At 66.2% G+C, this 16,508-nt stretch carries 16 protein-coding genes; 10 read left to right on the top strand and 6 right to left on the bottom strand.

Annotated elements, in window-relative coordinates; all coding sequences use genetic code 11:
- Nucleotides 1-124: 124 nt before the first annotated feature.
- Together ACE3TH_RS10085 and ACE3TH_RS10080 are read left to right on the top strand one after the other, a co-directional pair.
- Entirely contained in the window at nt 125-622 is a 498-nt protein-coding gene (locus ACE3TH_RS10085; RefSeq protein WP_374599624.1) for a YbjN domain-containing protein, read from the top strand.
- A 105-nt stretch (nt 623-727) separates the two neighbouring features.
- Nucleotides 728-1,969 carry a hypothetical protein gene (locus ACE3TH_RS10080; RefSeq protein ID WP_374599623.1) on the top strand — a complete coding sequence of 414 codons (1,242 nt, stop codon included), beginning with the start codon at nt 728-730 and terminating at the stop codon, nt 1,967-1,969.
- On the opposite strand, the gene cysQ is transcribed toward ACE3TH_RS10080, so the two are convergent.
- Nucleotides 1,966-2,766: a 3'(2'),5'-bisphosphate nucleotidase CysQ gene (cysQ, locus tag ACE3TH_RS10075; protein WP_374599622.1), complete on the bottom strand. Its 801-nt coding sequence runs from the start codon at nt 2,764-2,766 to the stop codon at nt 1,966-1,968. The genes ACE3TH_RS10080 and cysQ overlap by 4 nt on opposite strands.
- Nucleotides 2,767-2,859: 93 nt before the next feature.
- Between cysQ and chpT the strand changes: the two genes are divergently transcribed.
- The 4 genes from chpT (at nt 2,860) to ACE3TH_RS10055 (ending at nt 6,810) form a co-directional block, all read left to right on the top strand.
- Nucleotides 2,860-3,537, top strand: a complete 678-nt coding sequence (gene chpT / locus ACE3TH_RS10070; protein ID WP_374599621.1) for a histidine phosphotransferase ChpT — start codon at nt 2,860-2,862, stop codon at nt 3,535-3,537.
- A 101-nt stretch (nt 3,538-3,638) separates the two neighbouring features.
- Nucleotides 3,639-4,010 (top strand): response regulator, encoded by a 372-nt coding sequence (locus ACE3TH_RS10065; RefSeq protein ID WP_292170556.1) that lies wholly within the window; start codon nt 3,639-3,641, stop codon nt 4,008-4,010.
- Nucleotides 4,011-4,014: 4 nt separating this feature from the next.
- Nucleotides 4,015-4,830 (top strand): protein-glutamate O-methyltransferase CheR, encoded by an 816-nt coding sequence (locus tag ACE3TH_RS10060; RefSeq protein WP_374599620.1) that lies wholly within the window; start codon nt 4,015-4,017, stop codon nt 4,828-4,830.
- An 81-nt stretch (nt 4,831-4,911) separates the two neighbouring features.
- The gene (locus tag ACE3TH_RS10055; protein WP_374599619.1) at nt 4,912-6,810 is read left to right on the top strand and encodes a M20/M25/M40 family metallo-hydrolase; all 1,899 of its coding nucleotides are present in this window, start codon (nt 4,912-4,914) and stop codon (nt 6,808-6,810) included.
- Here the strand turns inward: ACE3TH_RS10055 and ACE3TH_RS10050 are convergent.
- Nucleotides 6,780-8,330, bottom strand: coding sequence for a GNAT family N-acetyltransferase (locus ACE3TH_RS10050; RefSeq protein ID WP_374599618.1), 1,551 nt, complete (start codon nt 8,328-8,330; stop codon nt 6,780-6,782). The two genes, ACE3TH_RS10055 and ACE3TH_RS10050, sit on opposite strands and share 31 nt — an antisense overlap.
- Nucleotides 8,331-8,555: 225 nt before the next feature.
- Here ACE3TH_RS10050 and recA point away from each other — a divergent pair, with 225 nt between their 5' ends.
- The gene (gene recA / locus ACE3TH_RS10045; protein ID WP_296166533.1) at nt 8,556-9,638 is read left to right on the top strand and encodes a recombinase RecA; all 1,083 of its coding nucleotides are present in this window, start codon (nt 8,556-8,558) and stop codon (nt 9,636-9,638) included.
- Nucleotides 9,639-9,948: 310 nt separating this feature from the next.
- Here the strand turns inward: recA and ACE3TH_RS10040 are convergent, their stop codons facing one another.
- Nucleotides 9,949-10,278, bottom strand: a complete 330-nt coding sequence (locus ACE3TH_RS10040) for a hypothetical protein (protein ID WP_374599617.1) — start codon at nt 10,276-10,278, stop codon at nt 9,949-9,951.
- A 241-nt stretch (nt 10,279-10,519) separates the two neighbouring features.
- On the opposite strand from ACE3TH_RS10040, the gene alaS reads away from it, so the two are divergent.
- Complete coding sequence (alaS, locus tag ACE3TH_RS10035) at nt 10,520-13,165, top strand: alanine--tRNA ligase (protein ID WP_374599616.1); 2,646 nt, start codon at nt 10,520-10,522, stop codon at nt 13,163-13,165.
- A 6-nt stretch (nt 13,166-13,171) separates the two neighbouring features.
- On the opposite strand, the gene ACE3TH_RS10030 is transcribed toward alaS, so the two are convergent.
- The 3 genes from ACE3TH_RS10030 to ACE3TH_RS10020 form a co-directional block, all read right to left on the bottom strand.
- Nucleotides 13,172-13,720 carry a DUF2939 domain-containing protein gene (locus tag ACE3TH_RS10030; RefSeq protein WP_374599615.1) on the bottom strand — a complete coding sequence of 183 codons (549 nt, stop codon included), beginning with the start codon at nt 13,718-13,720 and terminating at the stop codon, nt 13,172-13,174.
- A gap of 75 nt (nt 13,721-13,795) precedes the next feature.
- Nucleotides 13,796-14,359 (bottom strand): DUF2939 domain-containing protein, encoded by a 564-nt coding sequence (locus ACE3TH_RS10025; RefSeq protein WP_374599614.1) that lies wholly within the window; start codon nt 14,357-14,359, stop codon nt 13,796-13,798.
- A gap of 250 nt (nt 14,360-14,609) precedes the next feature.
- Nucleotides 14,610-15,824, bottom strand: a complete 1,215-nt coding sequence (locus ACE3TH_RS10020; RefSeq protein ID WP_374599613.1) for an NADP-dependent isocitrate dehydrogenase — start codon at nt 15,822-15,824, stop codon at nt 14,610-14,612.
- Nucleotides 15,825-16,025: 201 nt separating this feature from the next.
- On the opposite strand from ACE3TH_RS10020, the gene ACE3TH_RS10015 reads away from it, so the two are divergent.
- Together ACE3TH_RS10015 and ACE3TH_RS10010 are read left to right on the top strand one after the other, a co-directional pair.
- Nucleotides 16,026-16,181, top strand: a complete 156-nt coding sequence (locus tag ACE3TH_RS10015; protein WP_374599612.1) for a hypothetical protein — start codon at nt 16,026-16,028, stop codon at nt 16,179-16,181.
- 54 nt (nt 16,182-16,235) lie between these two features.
- Nucleotides 16,236-16,448, top strand: coding sequence for a DUF2945 domain-containing protein (locus tag ACE3TH_RS10010; RefSeq protein WP_374599611.1), 213 nt, complete (start codon nt 16,236-16,238; stop codon nt 16,446-16,448).
- Nucleotides 16,449-16,508: the final 60 nt, after the last annotated feature.

The following is a 16,508-nucleotide window of genomic DNA, read 5'->3' as shown; positions in this document are numbered from 1 at the left end:
CGCTTCGAGCTGCCCGGTTCGCTTCGCCCCGGGAGATTGTGTCTGCTCGAAACTCTAGGCTATGTGAAGTCTGGGGCGGGGAACTCGTGGCATGCGATTTTTTGTTACGGCGGCAGGGCTGTCGGTGGTTCTGGTCCTGGCAGCAAACTCGCCAGCGATGAGTGCTCAGGACAAGGCCCCGCCGGCTCGCACAGAGACCGCCACGATCTACAGATCGCTCACGGCTGTGGAACTTAGGGGCGTGCTGGACCGCCAGGGCTACAAGTCGGTCGCCAAGCAGAATGAGACGGATTTCGCCGTCACGACGACAAGCGGGTTTCAATTCAGCGCATTGCTGATGACCTGCAACATCGAGGGCGAGCCTTCGGGCTGCCTTGGACTCATGTTGCGCGCGAGGTGGACGATCGAACCCGGGGATGAAGTAAAGATCATTCCGGTGGTCCAGGATTTCAACAATCGATTCCGAATCGGCAAAGCCTTGATCGAAGAAGACTCTGTCTACCTCGAGCGCTATGCGATCACCGACGGCGGCGTGACTCTGGATCACATCGGTGAAGAGGTGGACGAGTTTCTGGGCTCGGCGGACGCCCTGCAATCCAATATGTTTGACGCTCTGAAATAGACTTCCCTACGGCCAAGCCGAACCGCCGGGTTGGCGTCGCGTTTGCGTGGGACAGCCCGGGGCGCATCCTTCGTCCCGAACCGGGATAACGGAGTCGCATCGCCCATGTTCGAGTTCGGTCGTGATCTGCGCAAGCTGTTCGAAAAGGCGCGCGAGAGCGACGATCTGGGCTGGCTGGAACTGATCGGGGCGGACCTGATCGAGGCCGAGGCCCGGCGCGAGACAACCGATGCGGGCCGGGTATCCTGCGCCCGTCCTTTCGAGGCCTGGATGCGGGCGTCGCATCTCTGGCGGGATCATGCGCGGCGGACCGGGGCGGCGGCTTCGCTGGCCAAAGCCGCATCCTGTGCATCGGATGCGACGAGGCACGCCCGGACGACCGATCAGACAGCGGCTGCGGGGCTGGAAGCGGCAGAGATCCATCTGGCGCGCTTCGATCTGTTCGGCGGACCGGAACGTTTGATCGCGGCCACCAGCGACGTTCAGGCCCTGAACCCGGACCGTACCAGAACCCATGCCTGGGCCGTGGCGCTGAGCGCACGGCTGGCCGCGCGTCGCAGCGAGGTGAGCCCATCGCAGGAAACAGCCACTGCGGCACTCGCGCTATGCGATGCCGGCCGTCGCGAGCAGCGCCACCTGCCCCCCACCGTCGCCGACGAACTGACCTTGGACTGGGCCGGGTTGGGCCTGCGTGTCGGTATCGAGAACCGCGACATCGTCCTGCTGGACCGCGTTGGTCAGGAGCTGCGTGCCCTGGTCGAAGCCTCGGCACCCGAGCAGCGCCCGATCACGCGGGCGCGGGCCCTGACACTGGCGGCGGTCGGGCTGAAGGCGCTGGCCGGCCTGGCAGGAGATACAACGGCTGAGGCGCAGGGTCAGGCCCTGTTCAATGCTGCGGTCGATCAGTTCACGCCTGACCACAGCCCGCTGGACTGGGTGGCGGTGCAGCTGGCGCAGGGGCCGACCCAGACGCCGCTGCTGATCCTGGCTCAGGCCGAGGCGATGACGCGCGAGCCGGGACTGATCCTGGGGGCCATGGCCCGCGAACGTCGGCTGTCCGCCGAGGCGTCGCTGGCCGAGGCCATGGGCGATGTGAAGGCGATCCAAGGTCTGGAGGCGATGGTGCATCGTCGCCTTGCCGCACCCGTCAGCCGACCGCCGCTGGACTGGGCGGCCGACCAGATCGGCATGGCGCATCTGATGCTGGCGCGAGCACGTCTGATCGGTACGACAGCGGGTGCCGTGGGCATGATGCTGGCCGAAGCCGCCACGACCGCTCGGGAATGGGGCGCGACGGCCCTCGCCGAACGCGCCGAGCAGGTGTCGATCAGGATGGCGCGCGCCTAGCCGCCGACCGCCACAAAGCCTCCGTTCAGAAACCCCGGCTTGCCATAGCGAAACGGCGAGCCGTCCTCGGCCATCACCCGCCCGCCGGCCGCTTCCAGCACGGCCTGGCCCGCCGCGGTGTCCCATTCCGAGGTCGGGCCGGTGCGGGGATAGGCGTCATACCGTCCCTCGGCGATCAGACAGAACTTCAGCGATGAATCCGTGCCCTGCCAGTCCATGCAGCCGTGGCGTGAGGCTAGGCGCTGGGCCTCCTCGTCCGTCAGGCTATGGCTCATGACCGCGACGGGTCTGGCGGGGCGGTCGCGGACCCTGATGGCCTGCCAGCCCTCGCCGAAGCGGCGGCGGAAAGCCCCGCCGTCGGGATGCGGTCCGCTGCGCCAGGTGGTCGAGGTCGCGGGTGCTGTCACCACCCCGGCGACCACCGCTTCGCCACGCACCAGGGCGATGTTGACGGTGAAACTCTCCTTGCCCGCCACGAAGCCGCGCGTGCCGTCCAGCGGATCGATCAGCCAGAACCAATCGCCGGTGATGACGGGCGCACCGCCGTCGGCGACCGCTTCCTCGGCCACGGCCTCCACCTCGGGATAGATGTCCTTCAGTCGCGACAGGATCAGGGCTTCCGCCTGCTGATCGGCCAGGGTGACAGGGCTGTCATCGGCCTTGGTGGTCGCCACCGTGCCAGTCCGCCAGTAGGGCAGAATGATCCGCGCGGCGTCCTCGGCGATGTCGGCCAGGGCTTCGGTCAGGGCCCCGGAGGCTAGGTCTGCGATCAGGTCGGGTTTGGCGGCGGCGATCATTCGCGCTGCGATAGAGCATCCGCACGGTTTCATGAACCGGCAAATCAGGGCAGCGTCGCCGCATCTCCTCAAGTGATCCGTTTTCAAGGCCCGATGACCGATACCGATACGCTCGACGCCCCTGCTCGCCCTGCCGCCGACATGCCCGATGGCCAGGCCCTGGCCGCCCTGATCGCGGGCAAGCTGTGCCACGACTTCATCAGCCCGGCGGGGGCGATTTCGTCCGGTCTGGACCTGCTGAAGGATCCCTCGGCCCAGGACATGCGCGACGATGCCATGGGCCTGATCGAGGCTAGTGCGGCCAAGATGGTCGCCCTGGTGGCGTTCGCCCGTGTCGCCTTCGGGGCGGCCACGACGTCTGAGACGTTTTCGGGCGGCGAGCTGGGCGGGATCGTCGACGCCCTGACCGGCGGCGGCCGCGCCAGCCTGGTCTGGAAGGTGCCGGACCAGACCTGGTCCAAGGCCCAGTCGAGAGCGCTGGTCAATCTGGCCTATCTGACCATGGCGGCCCTGCCGTCCGGCGGCATCGCCACGGTGTCCAGCCGCGTCGAGGACGACATGGTCGTGTTCGAGGGCCTGGCCGAGGGCACGCGTGCGCGCCTGAAACCCGAGGCGATCGCCGGCCTGGCGGGTCAACCGCTGACCGAGGGTCTTCAGGGCCAGTGGATCCAGCCCTATTGGTTGTGGCTGACGGCTCACGATGTCGGTGGGAGCCTGACGGTTCAGGCCGAAGAGGGGCGAGTTATCCTCACCGTCACAATACCCGCGTAATGTCTTAACGCGGCTTGCCAAGGTTCCGTTAACCGGCTCCAACGATCATAGAGGCGTCGCACACGCAAACGTTGTGGACACCCTGTCGGAGTGACGCTGTCTTGACCCCCAGAACCTGTCTGATCGTCGACGACAGCCGCATCATCCGCAAGGTGGCGCGCCGCATCGTCGAGGGTCTGGGCTTTGAGGTCGACGAGGCAGGCGACGGTGCGGAGGCCCTGATCTTCTGCTCGTCCTCCATGCCCGAGGTCATCCTGCTGGACTGGTCCATGCCGGTGATGGACGGGATGGCCTTTCTGCGTCGGCTGCGCACCCTGCCCGGCGGTGGTGCGCCAAAGGTCCTGTTCTGTACCATCGAGACCCGCGCCGAGCGCATCGCCGAGGCCCTGTCCGCCGGGGCCGACGACTATGTGATGAAGCCGTTCGACGGCGACATCCTGACCTCCAAATTCGCCGAAGTGGGAGCCGTCTGACCTGATGTCTCCAGACGACTTCGATCGCCTGCAAGCTCTGATGTCCTCGCGTGCGGGGATGCGGCTGACGCGCGAGCGGATGAAGCTGGTCGAGCATCGGCTGGGCCCGGTGGCGCGGGCGCAATCGTTCGAGAGCGTCGAGACCATGCTGGCCGCCCTGTGGGCCAAGCCGGTGGCCTCGCTGGGCTGGGCGGTGATCGAGGCCCTGCTGACACCAGAGACATGGTTTCGGCGTGATCGCACGTCTTTCGACACCTTTTCCGGCGAGCTGTTGCCCGCCCTGTCGGCCGCGCGTGGCGGCGCCCCCGTCACGGTCTGGTCTGCGGGTTGTTCGACGGGTCAGGAAGCCTGGTCCCTGGCCATGCCGGCGCTGGAACAGGGGCTGGCCATCGAGGTCACGGGCACCGACCTGTCACGCCGGGCGCTGGAGAAGGCCAAGTCCGGGGCCTATACCGGTTTTGAGATCCAGCGGGGGCTGAAGGCCCAGACCATGCTGCGCTGGTTCGATCAGGTCGAGGACACATGGGTGGCCAAGCCCCAGCTGAAGGCCGTGGTCCAGTTCGCCCGCTCCAACCTGGTCGAGCCGCCCAAGGACGACTACCGCTTCGACGTCATCTTCTGCCGCCATGTGCTCAGCGATGCCGAGCCGTCGCGGCGGGGCGACATCCTGGACAATCTGGAGCGGCGGCTGGTTGACGACGGTTGCCTGTTCCTGGGTCCGGACGAGCAGCTCGCCGGCGACAGCGTTGCCTTCCGACCGGTGGCGGGCCGCAAGGGACTGTACGTCAAGGCCCCGTCGGCGCTGAGGCGCGCGGCCTAGATTCGACCTGACCGCTCGTCCCGGGATGACGCTGCTTCAATAGCCCGCTACCTTGCGGTCCTCTCGGGGGAGGAACTGCGCATGCGCCTGGTCGCACTGACTGGATCATTGGCTCTGGCCTTGCTGCTAGCCGTGCTGGCCTTGCAGAGCCCGTCGCCGCGCGGGGCCGATGCGCCGGCAGACACATTCTCCGCGTCCCGCGCCATGGTGGACATCCGCGAGATCGCGCAGCGACCCCATCCCATTGGCTCGGCGGACCATGCGCGGGTACAAGCCCTGCTGGTCCGGCGCATGCAGGCGCTGGGCCTGGAAGTCTCGGCCCAGCGCGGGCCGCTGTCGCCCCGGGCGGTGCAGCGGATCGAGCGTTCGGGCATGACCCTGCCGCCCGAGGCCCTGACGGCGACCAATCTGATCGGCGTACTGCCCGGCAGCCGCCCCGAGCTGCCTGCCGTCGCCATGATGGCCCACTATGACACCGTGCCCGACAGCCCCGGTGCGGCGGACGACACCGCGGGCGTGGCCGCCATTCTGGAGAGCGTGCGCGCCATCCGTGCGCGCGGCCCGGCGGAGCGGACGCTGGTGGTCATCCTGACCGACGCCGAGGAGCTGAACCTGGATGGAGCCCGTATCTTCTGGGGCGGGCATCCCTTGCGGGACCGCATCGGAGCCGTGGTCAATCTGGAGGCGCGCGGCGGCGGCGGACGGGCCATGATGTTCGAGACCGGGCGCGGCAATGCCCAGACCGTCGACCTGTTCGCCGATATCGCCAGACGGGTGGATGGCGGCGTCACCTCCAACGCCCTGGCGGTCTTCGTCTACAGCGTTATGCCGAACGGCACCGACTTCACCGTGCCGCGCGAGCGGGGCGTGCAGGGCATCAACCTGGCCTTTATTGGGCGACCGGACCAGTATCACGCCCAGGCCTCCACGCCCGACGCCCTGGATCAGGGCAGCGTCCAGCATATCGGCAGCCAGGCGCTGGAGATGACCGATGCGCTGCTGAGGGCCGAGGCTCTCCCTGTCTCCTCCTACGACACCGTCTACGCCGACGTCTTCGGGCGGGCCGTGATCGGCCATCATCCGGCCTGGGGCTGGAGCCTGCTTCTGCTCGCCATCGGCGCGCTGGGCACCGCAGTCTGGCGGGCGCGGTCGCATGCGGGCCTGACCCTGGCCGACAGCGGGCGGGGCGTCATCGAGGCGATCTGGTTCGTTTCGACCGGCATCGTCCTGACCCAGGCCGTGCGCCTGCTGGCCGGGCCGCTGTCTGCCCGCGCCGAGAGTGCGGAGGCCTATTACATCCTGCTGGCCCGCCTGCCCTGGATCGAGGCGGGAGCGGTGCTGACGGTTCTGGCTGTGGGGCTGGCGGTGCTGGGCGGACGGGCCCGCTCCGACCCGCGCGTGACGGCGGGCGGCATCGCCCTGGCTGCACTGGTGACCATCGGCCTGGGCGGCGTGGACTATGTGGTCATCGGTGCCGCCGCCGTCGCCATCACCCTGTCCTTCCTGCCCAGGCTGGCGGTGAAGACCGTCTGGGGTGGATGGAGCGGCCTGATCGGGCTGGTCGTCGTGCTGGCGGGTCTGGCCCAGTTCGCCGCGCCGCAGACGGCCTTCCTGTTCCTGTGGCCCGCCCTGCTGGCTGGCGTGGTCGCCCTGATCGTCGCCTTCATCGATCCCGGTCTGATCCGGCGGCAGAGCCTGATCCCCATCGCGATCGGAGCCGTTGTCGGGGTCGGCTGGCTGATGACCCTGGCCCATCCCGTCTTCCTGGGCATCGGCATGGACCTGCCGGCCGTGCTGGTTCTGCTAGGCCTGCTGATGCTGATGTTCGTCAGGCCTCTGTCGCCCGAGCAGACGTCCGTGCGTCCGCTGCTTGCGGTGGGCCTGATCGCTCTCATGCTGGGCGGAGCCTTGTCGCTGGCCAGCCGGATCGCCGAGCCCTCACAGGCTCCTCAGCCGCCGTCGGTCCAGACCGTCTTGTAGAGGTCGAAGCGGCGGTCGCGCAGATTGCGCACAGTTCCCTGCGACTTGGCCCAGGCCAGGTCGGACAGGTCCAGATCGGCGACAGTCACCGTCTCCACATTCTCGGACGCTTCGGCCGCGATGCCGTCGCGCGCGAAGGGGAAGTCGCACGGCGTCAGGATGCAGGACTGGGCATACTGGATGTCCATGTTCTCGACATTGGGGAGGTTGCCGACATTGCCCGACATGGTGACATAGCACTGGTTCTCGATGGCCCGAGCCTGCGAACAGTACCGCACGCGCAGATAGCCCTGCCGGTTGTCGGTGCAGAAGGGCACGAAGAGCAGCCGCGCCCCCTCGTCCACCAGCCGCCGCGCCAGCTCCGGAAATTCGCTGTCGTAACAGATCAGCACCCCGATCGGCCCGCAGTCGGTCGGGATGGCATGGACCCGGTCGCCGCCCTTGATGTTCCACCAGTGCCGCTCGTTCGGCGTGGGGTGGATCTTCTCCTGCTCGTGCACCGAGCCGTCGCGCAGGAAGACATAGGCGACGTTCTGAATGTCGCCGTCCTCGGCCCGCGTCGGGTGCGAACCGCCGATGATGTTGATGTTATATTCCACCGCCATCTTCCTCAGGGCCTCGACGAAACGCGGCGTATAGCGGGTCAGGGCCTCGATCGACTCCTGGGGCGTCAGCTTCTTCTTCTCCAGCGACAGCAGCTGGAGGGTGAACAGCTCCGGAAAGACCACGAAGTCCGACCGGTAATCCGAGGTCACATCGACGAAATATTCGACGTTGGCGATGAACTCCTCGAAGCTCTCGACCTTGCGCGCCTGGAGCTGCACGGTCGCGACACGCACCGTCTCCTTGGTGGCGAAGGCCGCACCCTTGCCCCGCGCCTCGACGTGATAGGGATTGCGCCAGACCATATGGGCCGCATGGCCCATCGAGGCGGTGTCGGAGGCCATATAGTTTTCCAGCACCCCGACCGGCTCGAACCCGCCGCGCAGGTGAAAGCCGATGACCGGATCATTCAGCTGGCGCGCCGTCACCGCATCCAGATAATCCCGGGCCTGGGGGTAGGCTCCCTTCTTCTTCGCCAGTCCCGGCATGCGGCCCCCGAACACGATGCCTTTGAGGTTTTCGGCCTCACACAGTTCGCGCCGGGCATCGTAAAGCCTCTGGCCGATACGCAGGCGGCGGCGGCTGGGGTCGACACAGACCTCCATGCCATAGAACCAGTCGCCGTTGGGATCGTGGCGGGCCGCATAGCCGTTGCCTGTGATCTGGTCCCAGGTGTGCGGGGCCATGGCCACGGCCTCGTCGATGCGGAAACCGGCGGCATAGCCGACGATGGCCCCCTCATATTCCACCACGAACTGCCCTTCGGGATAGGTGGCGATCTGTCCGCGCAGCATGCCCGGCGTCAGGGACATGCCACCCTGCCGGTAGACCTTGGTCCCCAGTCGGGTAATGGCCGGCACATCGGCGGGCACGGCGTTGCGGATGCTCAGAACGGGCGGCTTGGCGGTCTTTGTCATGCGCCCCTAACGCTCAGCTTGGCCATTGGATCAGTGCTTTGGACGGAAATCCGATGCGTCAGAAATGGTCGTATCGCTCAGCGCTCCGAAAAGAACATATTGGCAACCGGAACAAACCGTGCACATAGTCCCTCTCACAGGGAGCGGGTCACGATCACAGGATCGAAGGCGGGCCTCTCCCTCTACGGGTACCGAACGGGAATCATGGCAAGGGAGAGTGGTAAGGTGGCAGCACAGGCGGCATTGAAGTTGGTGGGCAAGGACGACGGCGACAAGCAACGCGCCCTGGAGGCGGCGATCGCACAGATCGATCGTGCCTTTGGCAAGGGCTCGGTCATGAAGCTGGGCAAGAACGGCACGACCGAGGCCATTCCCTCGGTCTCGACCGGGTCGCTGGGTCTGGACATGGCCCTAGGCATCGGCGGCCTGCCGCGCGGGCGGGTGATCGAGGTGTTCGGGCCAGAAAGCTCCGGCAAGACCACCCTGGCCCTGCACACGGTGGCCGAGATCCAGAAGGCCGGCGGTGTCGCCGCCTTCGTGGACGCCGAGCACGCGCTGGATCCCGGCTATGCCCAGAAGCTGGGCGTCAATCTGGACGACCTGCTGGTCTCGCAACCCGACACTGGCGAACAGGCGCTGGAGATCGTCGACACCCTGGTGCGCTCGGGTGCCGTGGACATCGTGGTGGTCGATTCGGTCGCGGCGCTGACGCCCCGGGCCGAAATCGAGGGCGAAATGGGCGACAGCCTGCCCGGTCTTCAGGCCCGTCTGATGAGCCAGGCCCTGCGCAAGCTGACCGGCTCGATCAACAAGACCCAGTGCCTCGTGCTGTTCATCAACCAGATCCGGCACAAGATCGGCGTCATGTACGGCAGCCCGGAGACGACGACGGGCGGCAATGCGCTGAAGTTCTACGCCTCAGTCCGTCTCGACATCCGCCGTACGGGCGCGATCAAGGACCGCGACGAGGTCGTGGGCAACACCACCCGCGTCAAGGTGGTCAAGAACAAGGTCGCCCCCCCGTTTCGCGAAGTCATCTTCGACATCATGTATGGCGAGGGCATTTCGAAGCTGGGCGAGATCATCGACCTGGGCGTCAAGGCGGGCGTTGTCGAGAAGTCCGGCAGCTGGTTCTCCTACGACAGCCAGCGGATCGGCCAAGGGCGCGAGAATGTGCGCAACTTCCTGAAGGCCAACCCCGATGTCGCCGAGTCGATCGAAAAGGCCGTGCGCGCCTCCACCAACAAGATCGCCGACGAACTGCTGGGCACGCCCGAGCCGGACGAGGGTCAGGATCTGGAGGGCTGATCAACCGCGCTAAAGTAGCGAGCCGCCGCGCGGCGAGCGATAGCGCATCAATGACGGCGCTCACGTAGCGATCCGCCGCGTGGGAAGCGATAGCGCCAAAAGAATGATCAGCCTGATCTGACTTTGCATTTTTTGGACCCGGTTTTTCGGAGTCCAAACCACCTTCTCCGGTCGGGTCCAGGCGACCCGCCATGACCCTGCCAGGCCAGGCCGGACGAAGCGGCCGCCCGATCTCACGCGGATCGGGCGGCCTTTTTTCTCATGCGGAATTCATATCGCCGAAGATGGTAGGCGATGATGGCGGCCGATCTTACCAGTCGGGCGGCAGATAGGGCCCGAAGCCGCTGCACACATACATCGGTGTCGCGACCTCGAAACCGGTCGGGAGCTGAGGCGATGTGACATAGATCTGGTTGCCAGCTCCCACACAGTTGTCGGACCCCTCCCCGATCAGATTAGTTAGTTCGGGGTCGGAAAAGACCTGCCGCGAATAGGCGATGGGATAGCATTGATCATAGCCGAAACAGTAGACTCCCGGACCCGGGTAATACTGCTGCACAGCCGGCACCGGAGCTGCGGCACCCAGCGAAACAGACATCGTCAGCCCGGCAAGCACTACCCCAAGGACTTTGTTACGCATCACACCCTCCATCGGGACCGGAATGGCCCCAAAGCGATAAGGGCGCGAAACGCGCACCACTAGAAGTCACATTCATGTGTCGTTAAAGCGCGTTAAGGTTGACGCATTGATCGGCAGCAAATCCCTCTCTCTCCGCGCCGCCTTCCGATGCGAACGCCCGATGGCGCGGAGGATGCACCGCCTCGAAAAACCCTGTAAGAGGCGCGACTTCTCCCAATCCCCGCGCGTCAGACGAACACCCATGACCAGCCTGAAACAGATCCGTTCGACCTTCCTCGACTTCTTCGCGGCGGATGCGCACACCAAGGTCCACTCCGCGCCGCTGGTGCCGCAGAACGATCCGACTCTGATGTTCGTCAATGCGGGCATGGTGCCGTTCAAGGACTATTTCACCGGCGCGGCGACCCCTCCCTACCCCCGCGCCACGAGCAGCCAGAAATGCGTCCGCGCCGGGGGCAAGCACAACGACCTGGACAACGTCGGCTATACCGCCCGCCACCTGACCTTCTTCGAGATGCTGGGCAACTTCAGCTTCGGGGACTACTTCAAGGAGCACGCCATCGAGCAGGCGTGGAAGCTGGTGACGCAAGGCTACGGCTTGGATGCCAAGCGCCTGCTGGTCACCGTCTATATCGACGATGACGAGGCCGCCGCGATCTGGAAGAAGGTCACGGGCTTCAGTGACGACAAGATCATCCGCATCGCCGGTGCCGACAACTTCTGGGCCATGGGCGACAGCGGCCCCTGCGGTCCCTGCACCGAGATCTTCTGGGACTACGGCGACCATGTGCCCGGCGGCCCTCCCGGCTCGCCAGACGAGGATGGCGACCGGTTCGTCGAGATCTGGAACAACGTCTTCATGCAGTTCGAGAAGGAGAACGACGAGATCGTCCGTTCCCTGCCCAAGCCCAGCGTCGACACCGGCATGGGCCTGGAGCGCATGACCTCGGTGCTGCAGGGCAAGAACTCGGTCTTCGACACCGATCTGTTCCAGACCCTGATCGCGGCCTCCGAAGACGCCACCTCGACGAAGGCCGAAGGCGACCGCGCCGCCAGCCACCGCGTCATCGCCGACCACCTGCGCAGCTCGTCCTTCCTGATCGCCGATGGCGTCACCCCGTCGAATGAAGGCCGCGGCTATGTCCTGCGCCGCATCATGCGCCGCGCGATGCGCCACGCTCACCTGCTGGGGGCCGGTGATCCCCTGATGCACCGGCTGGTGCCGACGCTGGTCAGCGAAATGGGCGAGGCCTATCCCGAACTGGCCCGCGCCCAGGCAACCATCGAGCACACGCTGAAGCAGGAAGAAATCCGTTTCCGCACCACCCTGGGCCGCGGCATGGGCCTCTTGGAAGACGCCACGCGCGACCTGTCCGAAGGCGGGGTTATCCCCGGCCAGACGGCCTTCACCCTCTATGACACCTATGGCTTCCCGCTGGACCTGACCCAGGACGAGGCCCGCCGTCGCGGCTTCACCGTCGACACCGCCGCCTTCGACGCGGCCATGGAAGAGCAGAAGACGCGCGGCAAGGCCAACTGGAAGGGCTCGGGCCAGACCGCCTCGACCGGCGAATGGCTGGCGCTGAAGGACCGTCTGGGGCCGACCGTCTTCACCGGATATGACGCCGTCGACGGCTCGGGCGAGGTGCTGGCGATCCTGAAGGATGGCAGCCAGGCCGACAGCGTCGAGACCGGCGAAACGGCCGAGGTCCTGTTCGACCAGACCCCCTTCTATGGCGAGGGCGGTGGCCAGGCCGGCGACAAGGGCGAAATCGAATGGGAGGGCGGCAGCGCCCGCGTGCTGGATGTGCAGAAGCCCACCGGCGATCTGTATGCACACACGATCGAGGTTACGTCAGGCATCCTGACCAACGGCACACGCGCCCAGCTTCGCGCCGCGCCGGACGCTCGCCTGACCACCCGCGCCAACCACTCTGCGGCCCACCTCGTGCACGCCGCCCTGAAGAATGTGCTGGGCCCCCACGTGGCGCAGAAGGGCCAGCTGGTCGATGCCGAACGCATGCGTTTCGACTTCAGCCACAACGCCCCGGTAACCCAGGCCCAGATCGAGGCCATCGAGGCCGAGGTCAATGCTGTCATTCGTCAAAATCTGCCCGCCGAAACGAAACTGATGGCCCCGCAGGAGGCCATCGAGGCCGGGGCCGTCGCCCTGTTCGGCGAGAAGTATGGCGAAGAAGTCCGTGTCCTGACGCTCGGCAAATCCCTGACCGACGACAAACCCTATTCGGTCGAGCTGTGCGGCGGCACCCATGTGGCCCGCACCGGCGACATCGGCCTGTTCAAGATCACGTCCGAGACCGGCATCGCCGCCGGCATCCGCCGCGTCGAGGCCCTGACCGGCGAGGCCGCGCGCCAGTATCTGGAAGGCCAGGCCGGGGTCGCGCGCAAGCTGGCTCAGACCTTCAAGATCCAGCCGCTGGACGTCCCTGCCCGTGTCGAGGCCCTGACTACCGAACGCAAGGCGCTGGAGAAACAGGTCGCCGACCTGAAGAAGCAGCTGGCACTCGGTGGCGGCGGATCGGCCAATGCCGCGCCGGAAGAGATCAACGGCATCAAGCTGATCGCCCGCGTCCTCGACGGCGTGGACGGCAAGGGCTTGCGCGGCGTGGCCGAGGATTTCCGCAAACAGGTCGGCTCGGGCGTCGTCGCCCTGATCGGCATCACCGACGGCAAGGCCGCGATTACTGTTGCCGCGACCTCGGACGTGACGGATCGCGTCAACGCCGCCGACCTGGCCCGCGCCGCCGTTCTGGCACTGGGCGGTCAGGGGGCTGGTGGCAAGCCGGACTTCGCCCAAGGCGGAGCGCCGGACGGCGCGCGAGCCGAAGAGGGTCTGGCGGCGGTGCGGGCGGCGCTGGCGGGCTGATCCCGCCTATTCCGTCCGCAGGTCCACCGCCGCCAGTCGCCAGGTGAACAGGCCTCGCCGTTGCAGCAGCAGGGCCAGGCTGTTCTCCGGCCGGTCGCGGTCGGTCAGGGTGACGGCAAAGACATCCAGGCTGCGATAGCCCCAGGCCTTGTGCAGGTCGGGCTCGTCACGCCCCCTAGCGGGCTCTGACGGCGCAGCACCGTCCGCCTCCGGGGCCTTGGCGGTGGTCACCATGGCGGCCACGCCCTGTGGCGTCACCACCGTATCGACCGCGCCCGAGATGAACATCGGGCCCAGCATGGTGGCCAGACCACCCAAATTGTTCTCGACCACGCGCGGGTCGCTGCGCATCTCGGCGACCAGGAGGTCGTTCAGCTCACCCTTCATGCTTTCGCGCAGGGCCGGAAAGTCGACCAGCCGCTCCAGCGCGGCCGCGTCCCCGCGCTCGGCGGCGCGAATGATGGCGTGGCCGGTCAGGACGGGCGCGGCCGCCCAGTAGCCCGCGAGGCCGATGACGGCGGCGATCACGACGCCGGTAAGCAACTTCTTGATCATGCATCCCTCTGGCGTCAAAACGCCCCCTGACGGTCAGGGTTGCCAGAAGTCAGGCTCCTGCGCCAGTGGCGAGGCTCAGGGTGCGGATGCCGTCGGCACGGTGGGCTCGACAGGTGGCAGGCCGATGTGCACCAGCCGCCAGTCGAACGGGCCCTTGCGTTCGAATGTGAAGATGGTCTGGGCCCTGGATGGATCGCGCACCGCCAGTCGCGTGCGATTTACCCCCCAATAAGCCAGGCGCGGCAGGGGATCGCGGCGGTCGGGCGAAACGGCGTCACTACGCGACGCGCCCCGGCCCTCGCCCCGCGTCAGGGCTGCCAGAGCAGCGGGGCTCAGATAGAGGTCGGGATTGGGCCGAGCCGCGACGGGCCGCACCTGCTCGAACTGACGCCGCATGGCCTCGATGGGATTTTCCAGAAAGGACGGCGCGGGCGCGACGATGGCGGCGTTGCCCTCACCCAGTTGCGGCCGCAGGCTGCGGCGCACCTCGGCGAAGTCGATCAGCCGGACCAGTCCCTGTTCGTCGCGCGCATCCGCCGCCGACCGGATGCCATAGAAGGCCACGACCGGGGCGATGAAGAAACTGACCCCTGCCACGATGACGGCCAGCAGCAGCAGATTGCGGATCAGTCGGCCCAAGTGCTCGCCCTCTTCGCCTCCACCAGCGGAAGCGTGACCACAACGCGCCCAATGGTGACCCGTTCAAACACGAACCCCGCCGGACGCGCATCCGGCGGGGTTGAATGACGTCTCGCGCTCAAGCAGCGAGCCACCGCGTGGCGAGCGATAGCGCAAAAAGAGCTCAAGCAGCGAGCCACCGCGTGGCGAGCGATAGCGCAAAAAGAGCTCAAGCAGCGAGCCACCGCGTGGCGAGCGGTAGCGCGCTACATCAAGCCGCCATCGCCTTGGTCAGGTTCTCGGCGACCTTGTCGATGAAGCCTTCGGTCGTCAGCCAGCCTTGCTGATCGCCGACCAGCAGGGCCAGGTCCTTGGTCATGTGACCGGCCTCGACCGTCTCGACCACGACGCGCTCGAGCGTGTCGGCGAAGTCGATCAGGTCCTGATTGCCGTCCAGCTTGCCGCGGTGGGCGAAGCCGCGCGTCCAGGCATAGATGGAGGCGATGGAGTTGGTCGAGGTGGCCTCGCCCTTCTGATGCTGGCGATAGTGGCGGGTCACGGTGCCGTGGGCGGCCTCGGATTCCAGCACCTTGCCGTCCGGCGTCATCAGGACCGACGTCATCAGGCCCAGCGAGCCGAAGCCTTGGGCCACGATATCGGACTGGACGTCGCCGTCGTAATTCTTGCACGCCCAGACGAAGCCACCGGACCACTTGATGGCCGCCGCCACCATGTCGTCGATCAGGCGATGCTCATAGGTCAGGCCCTTGGCCTTGAAGTCGGCGGCGAATTCCTTGTCGAACACGTCCTGGAAGATGTCCTTGAAGCGCCCGTCATAGGCTTTCAGGATGGTGTTCTTAGTCGACAGATAGACCGGATAGTTGCGCTGCAGGCCGAACGAGAAGCTGGCGCGGGCAAACTCGGTGATCGAGTCATCCAGGTTGTACATGCCCATGGCCACGCCGGCCGACGGCGACTTGAACACTTCGTGCTCGATCACCTGGCCGTCGTCGCCGACGAACTTGATCGACAGGGTGCCGGCACCGGGCATCAGGAAGTCGGTGGCCTTGTACTGGTCGCCGAAGGCATGGCGGCCGACGACGATGGGCTGGGTCCAGCCGGGCACCAGGCGCGGCACGTTTGAGCAGATGATCGGCTCACGGAAGACGACGCCGCCCAGAATGTTGCGGATGGTGCCGTTGGGCGACTTCCACATCTTCTTCAGGCCGAACTCCTGAACGCGGGCCTCGTCCGGCGTGATGGTGGCGCATTTGACGCCGACGCCGTGCTTCTGGATCGCCTTGGCCGCGTCGATCGTCACCTGATCGTCGGTGGCGTCGCGGTTCTCCATACCGAGGTCGTAATAGTCGAGTTCCAGATCCAGGAACGGAAAGACCAGCTTGTCCTTGATCATCTGCCAGATGATGCGGGTCATTTCGTCGCCGTCGATGTCGACGATGGGATTGGCGACCTTGATCTTGGCCATGCGCGGATTGCCTCTGACTGATGGGGAGTTAGGCGGGCGGTATAGCGGTCGGGGGCGCGGGCGCAAACCCCGGCGGTTCATCAGGCGAGAACAGCGTTAACCCTGCCCAGAAAAAGCCGCCCACAGCCAAGGTGAACGCCGACAGAGTGGCACCGTTCTACCGCCATGAACGTGCCTGGTGGTCCTCCGATGGACGAAGAGATGCAGCGGCTGGTCGATCGATGGGTCGCGGTTTTCCTGGAAATGCCCGTCCTGCTGGACGCCAGCCTGATGCGGCCCATGCTGGTCGAGGCCGAGCGTCGGCTGGCAGAAGAGTCTGGGGTCGCCGAGCAGAAGATGGCGGCGACAGGTCGCTGAACGCTTGACCTGCATCGGCGTTGATCCGTTTGATCATCACGCAGGACCCCGATCATGACCGAGAAAACCTTCAAGGCCGGCGATGCCGTCAAGTGGGACCACAGCCAGGGCACGACCAAAGGCAAGGTGGTCAAGAAAGTCACCAGCCCCACGGAGATCAAGGGTCACAAGGTCGCCGCCTCCAAGGACAACCCCGAATACGTCGTCAAGAGCGACAAGACCGGATCCAAGGCCGCGCACAAGCCCTCAGAACTGCGCAAGGCCTGACACCGCGACGAGCACCAGGAAGCAGGGTTCCGGGCGGAGCTTGGAGAGGGGGCACAGGCC

Origin of the sequence: Brevundimonas sp., from assembly GCF_041919755.1 — a bacterium.
Taxonomy (GTDB): Bacteria; Pseudomonadota; Alphaproteobacteria; order Caulobacterales; family Caulobacteraceae; genus Brevundimonas.
This window is presented reverse-complemented; position numbering and strand designations above follow the sequence as displayed.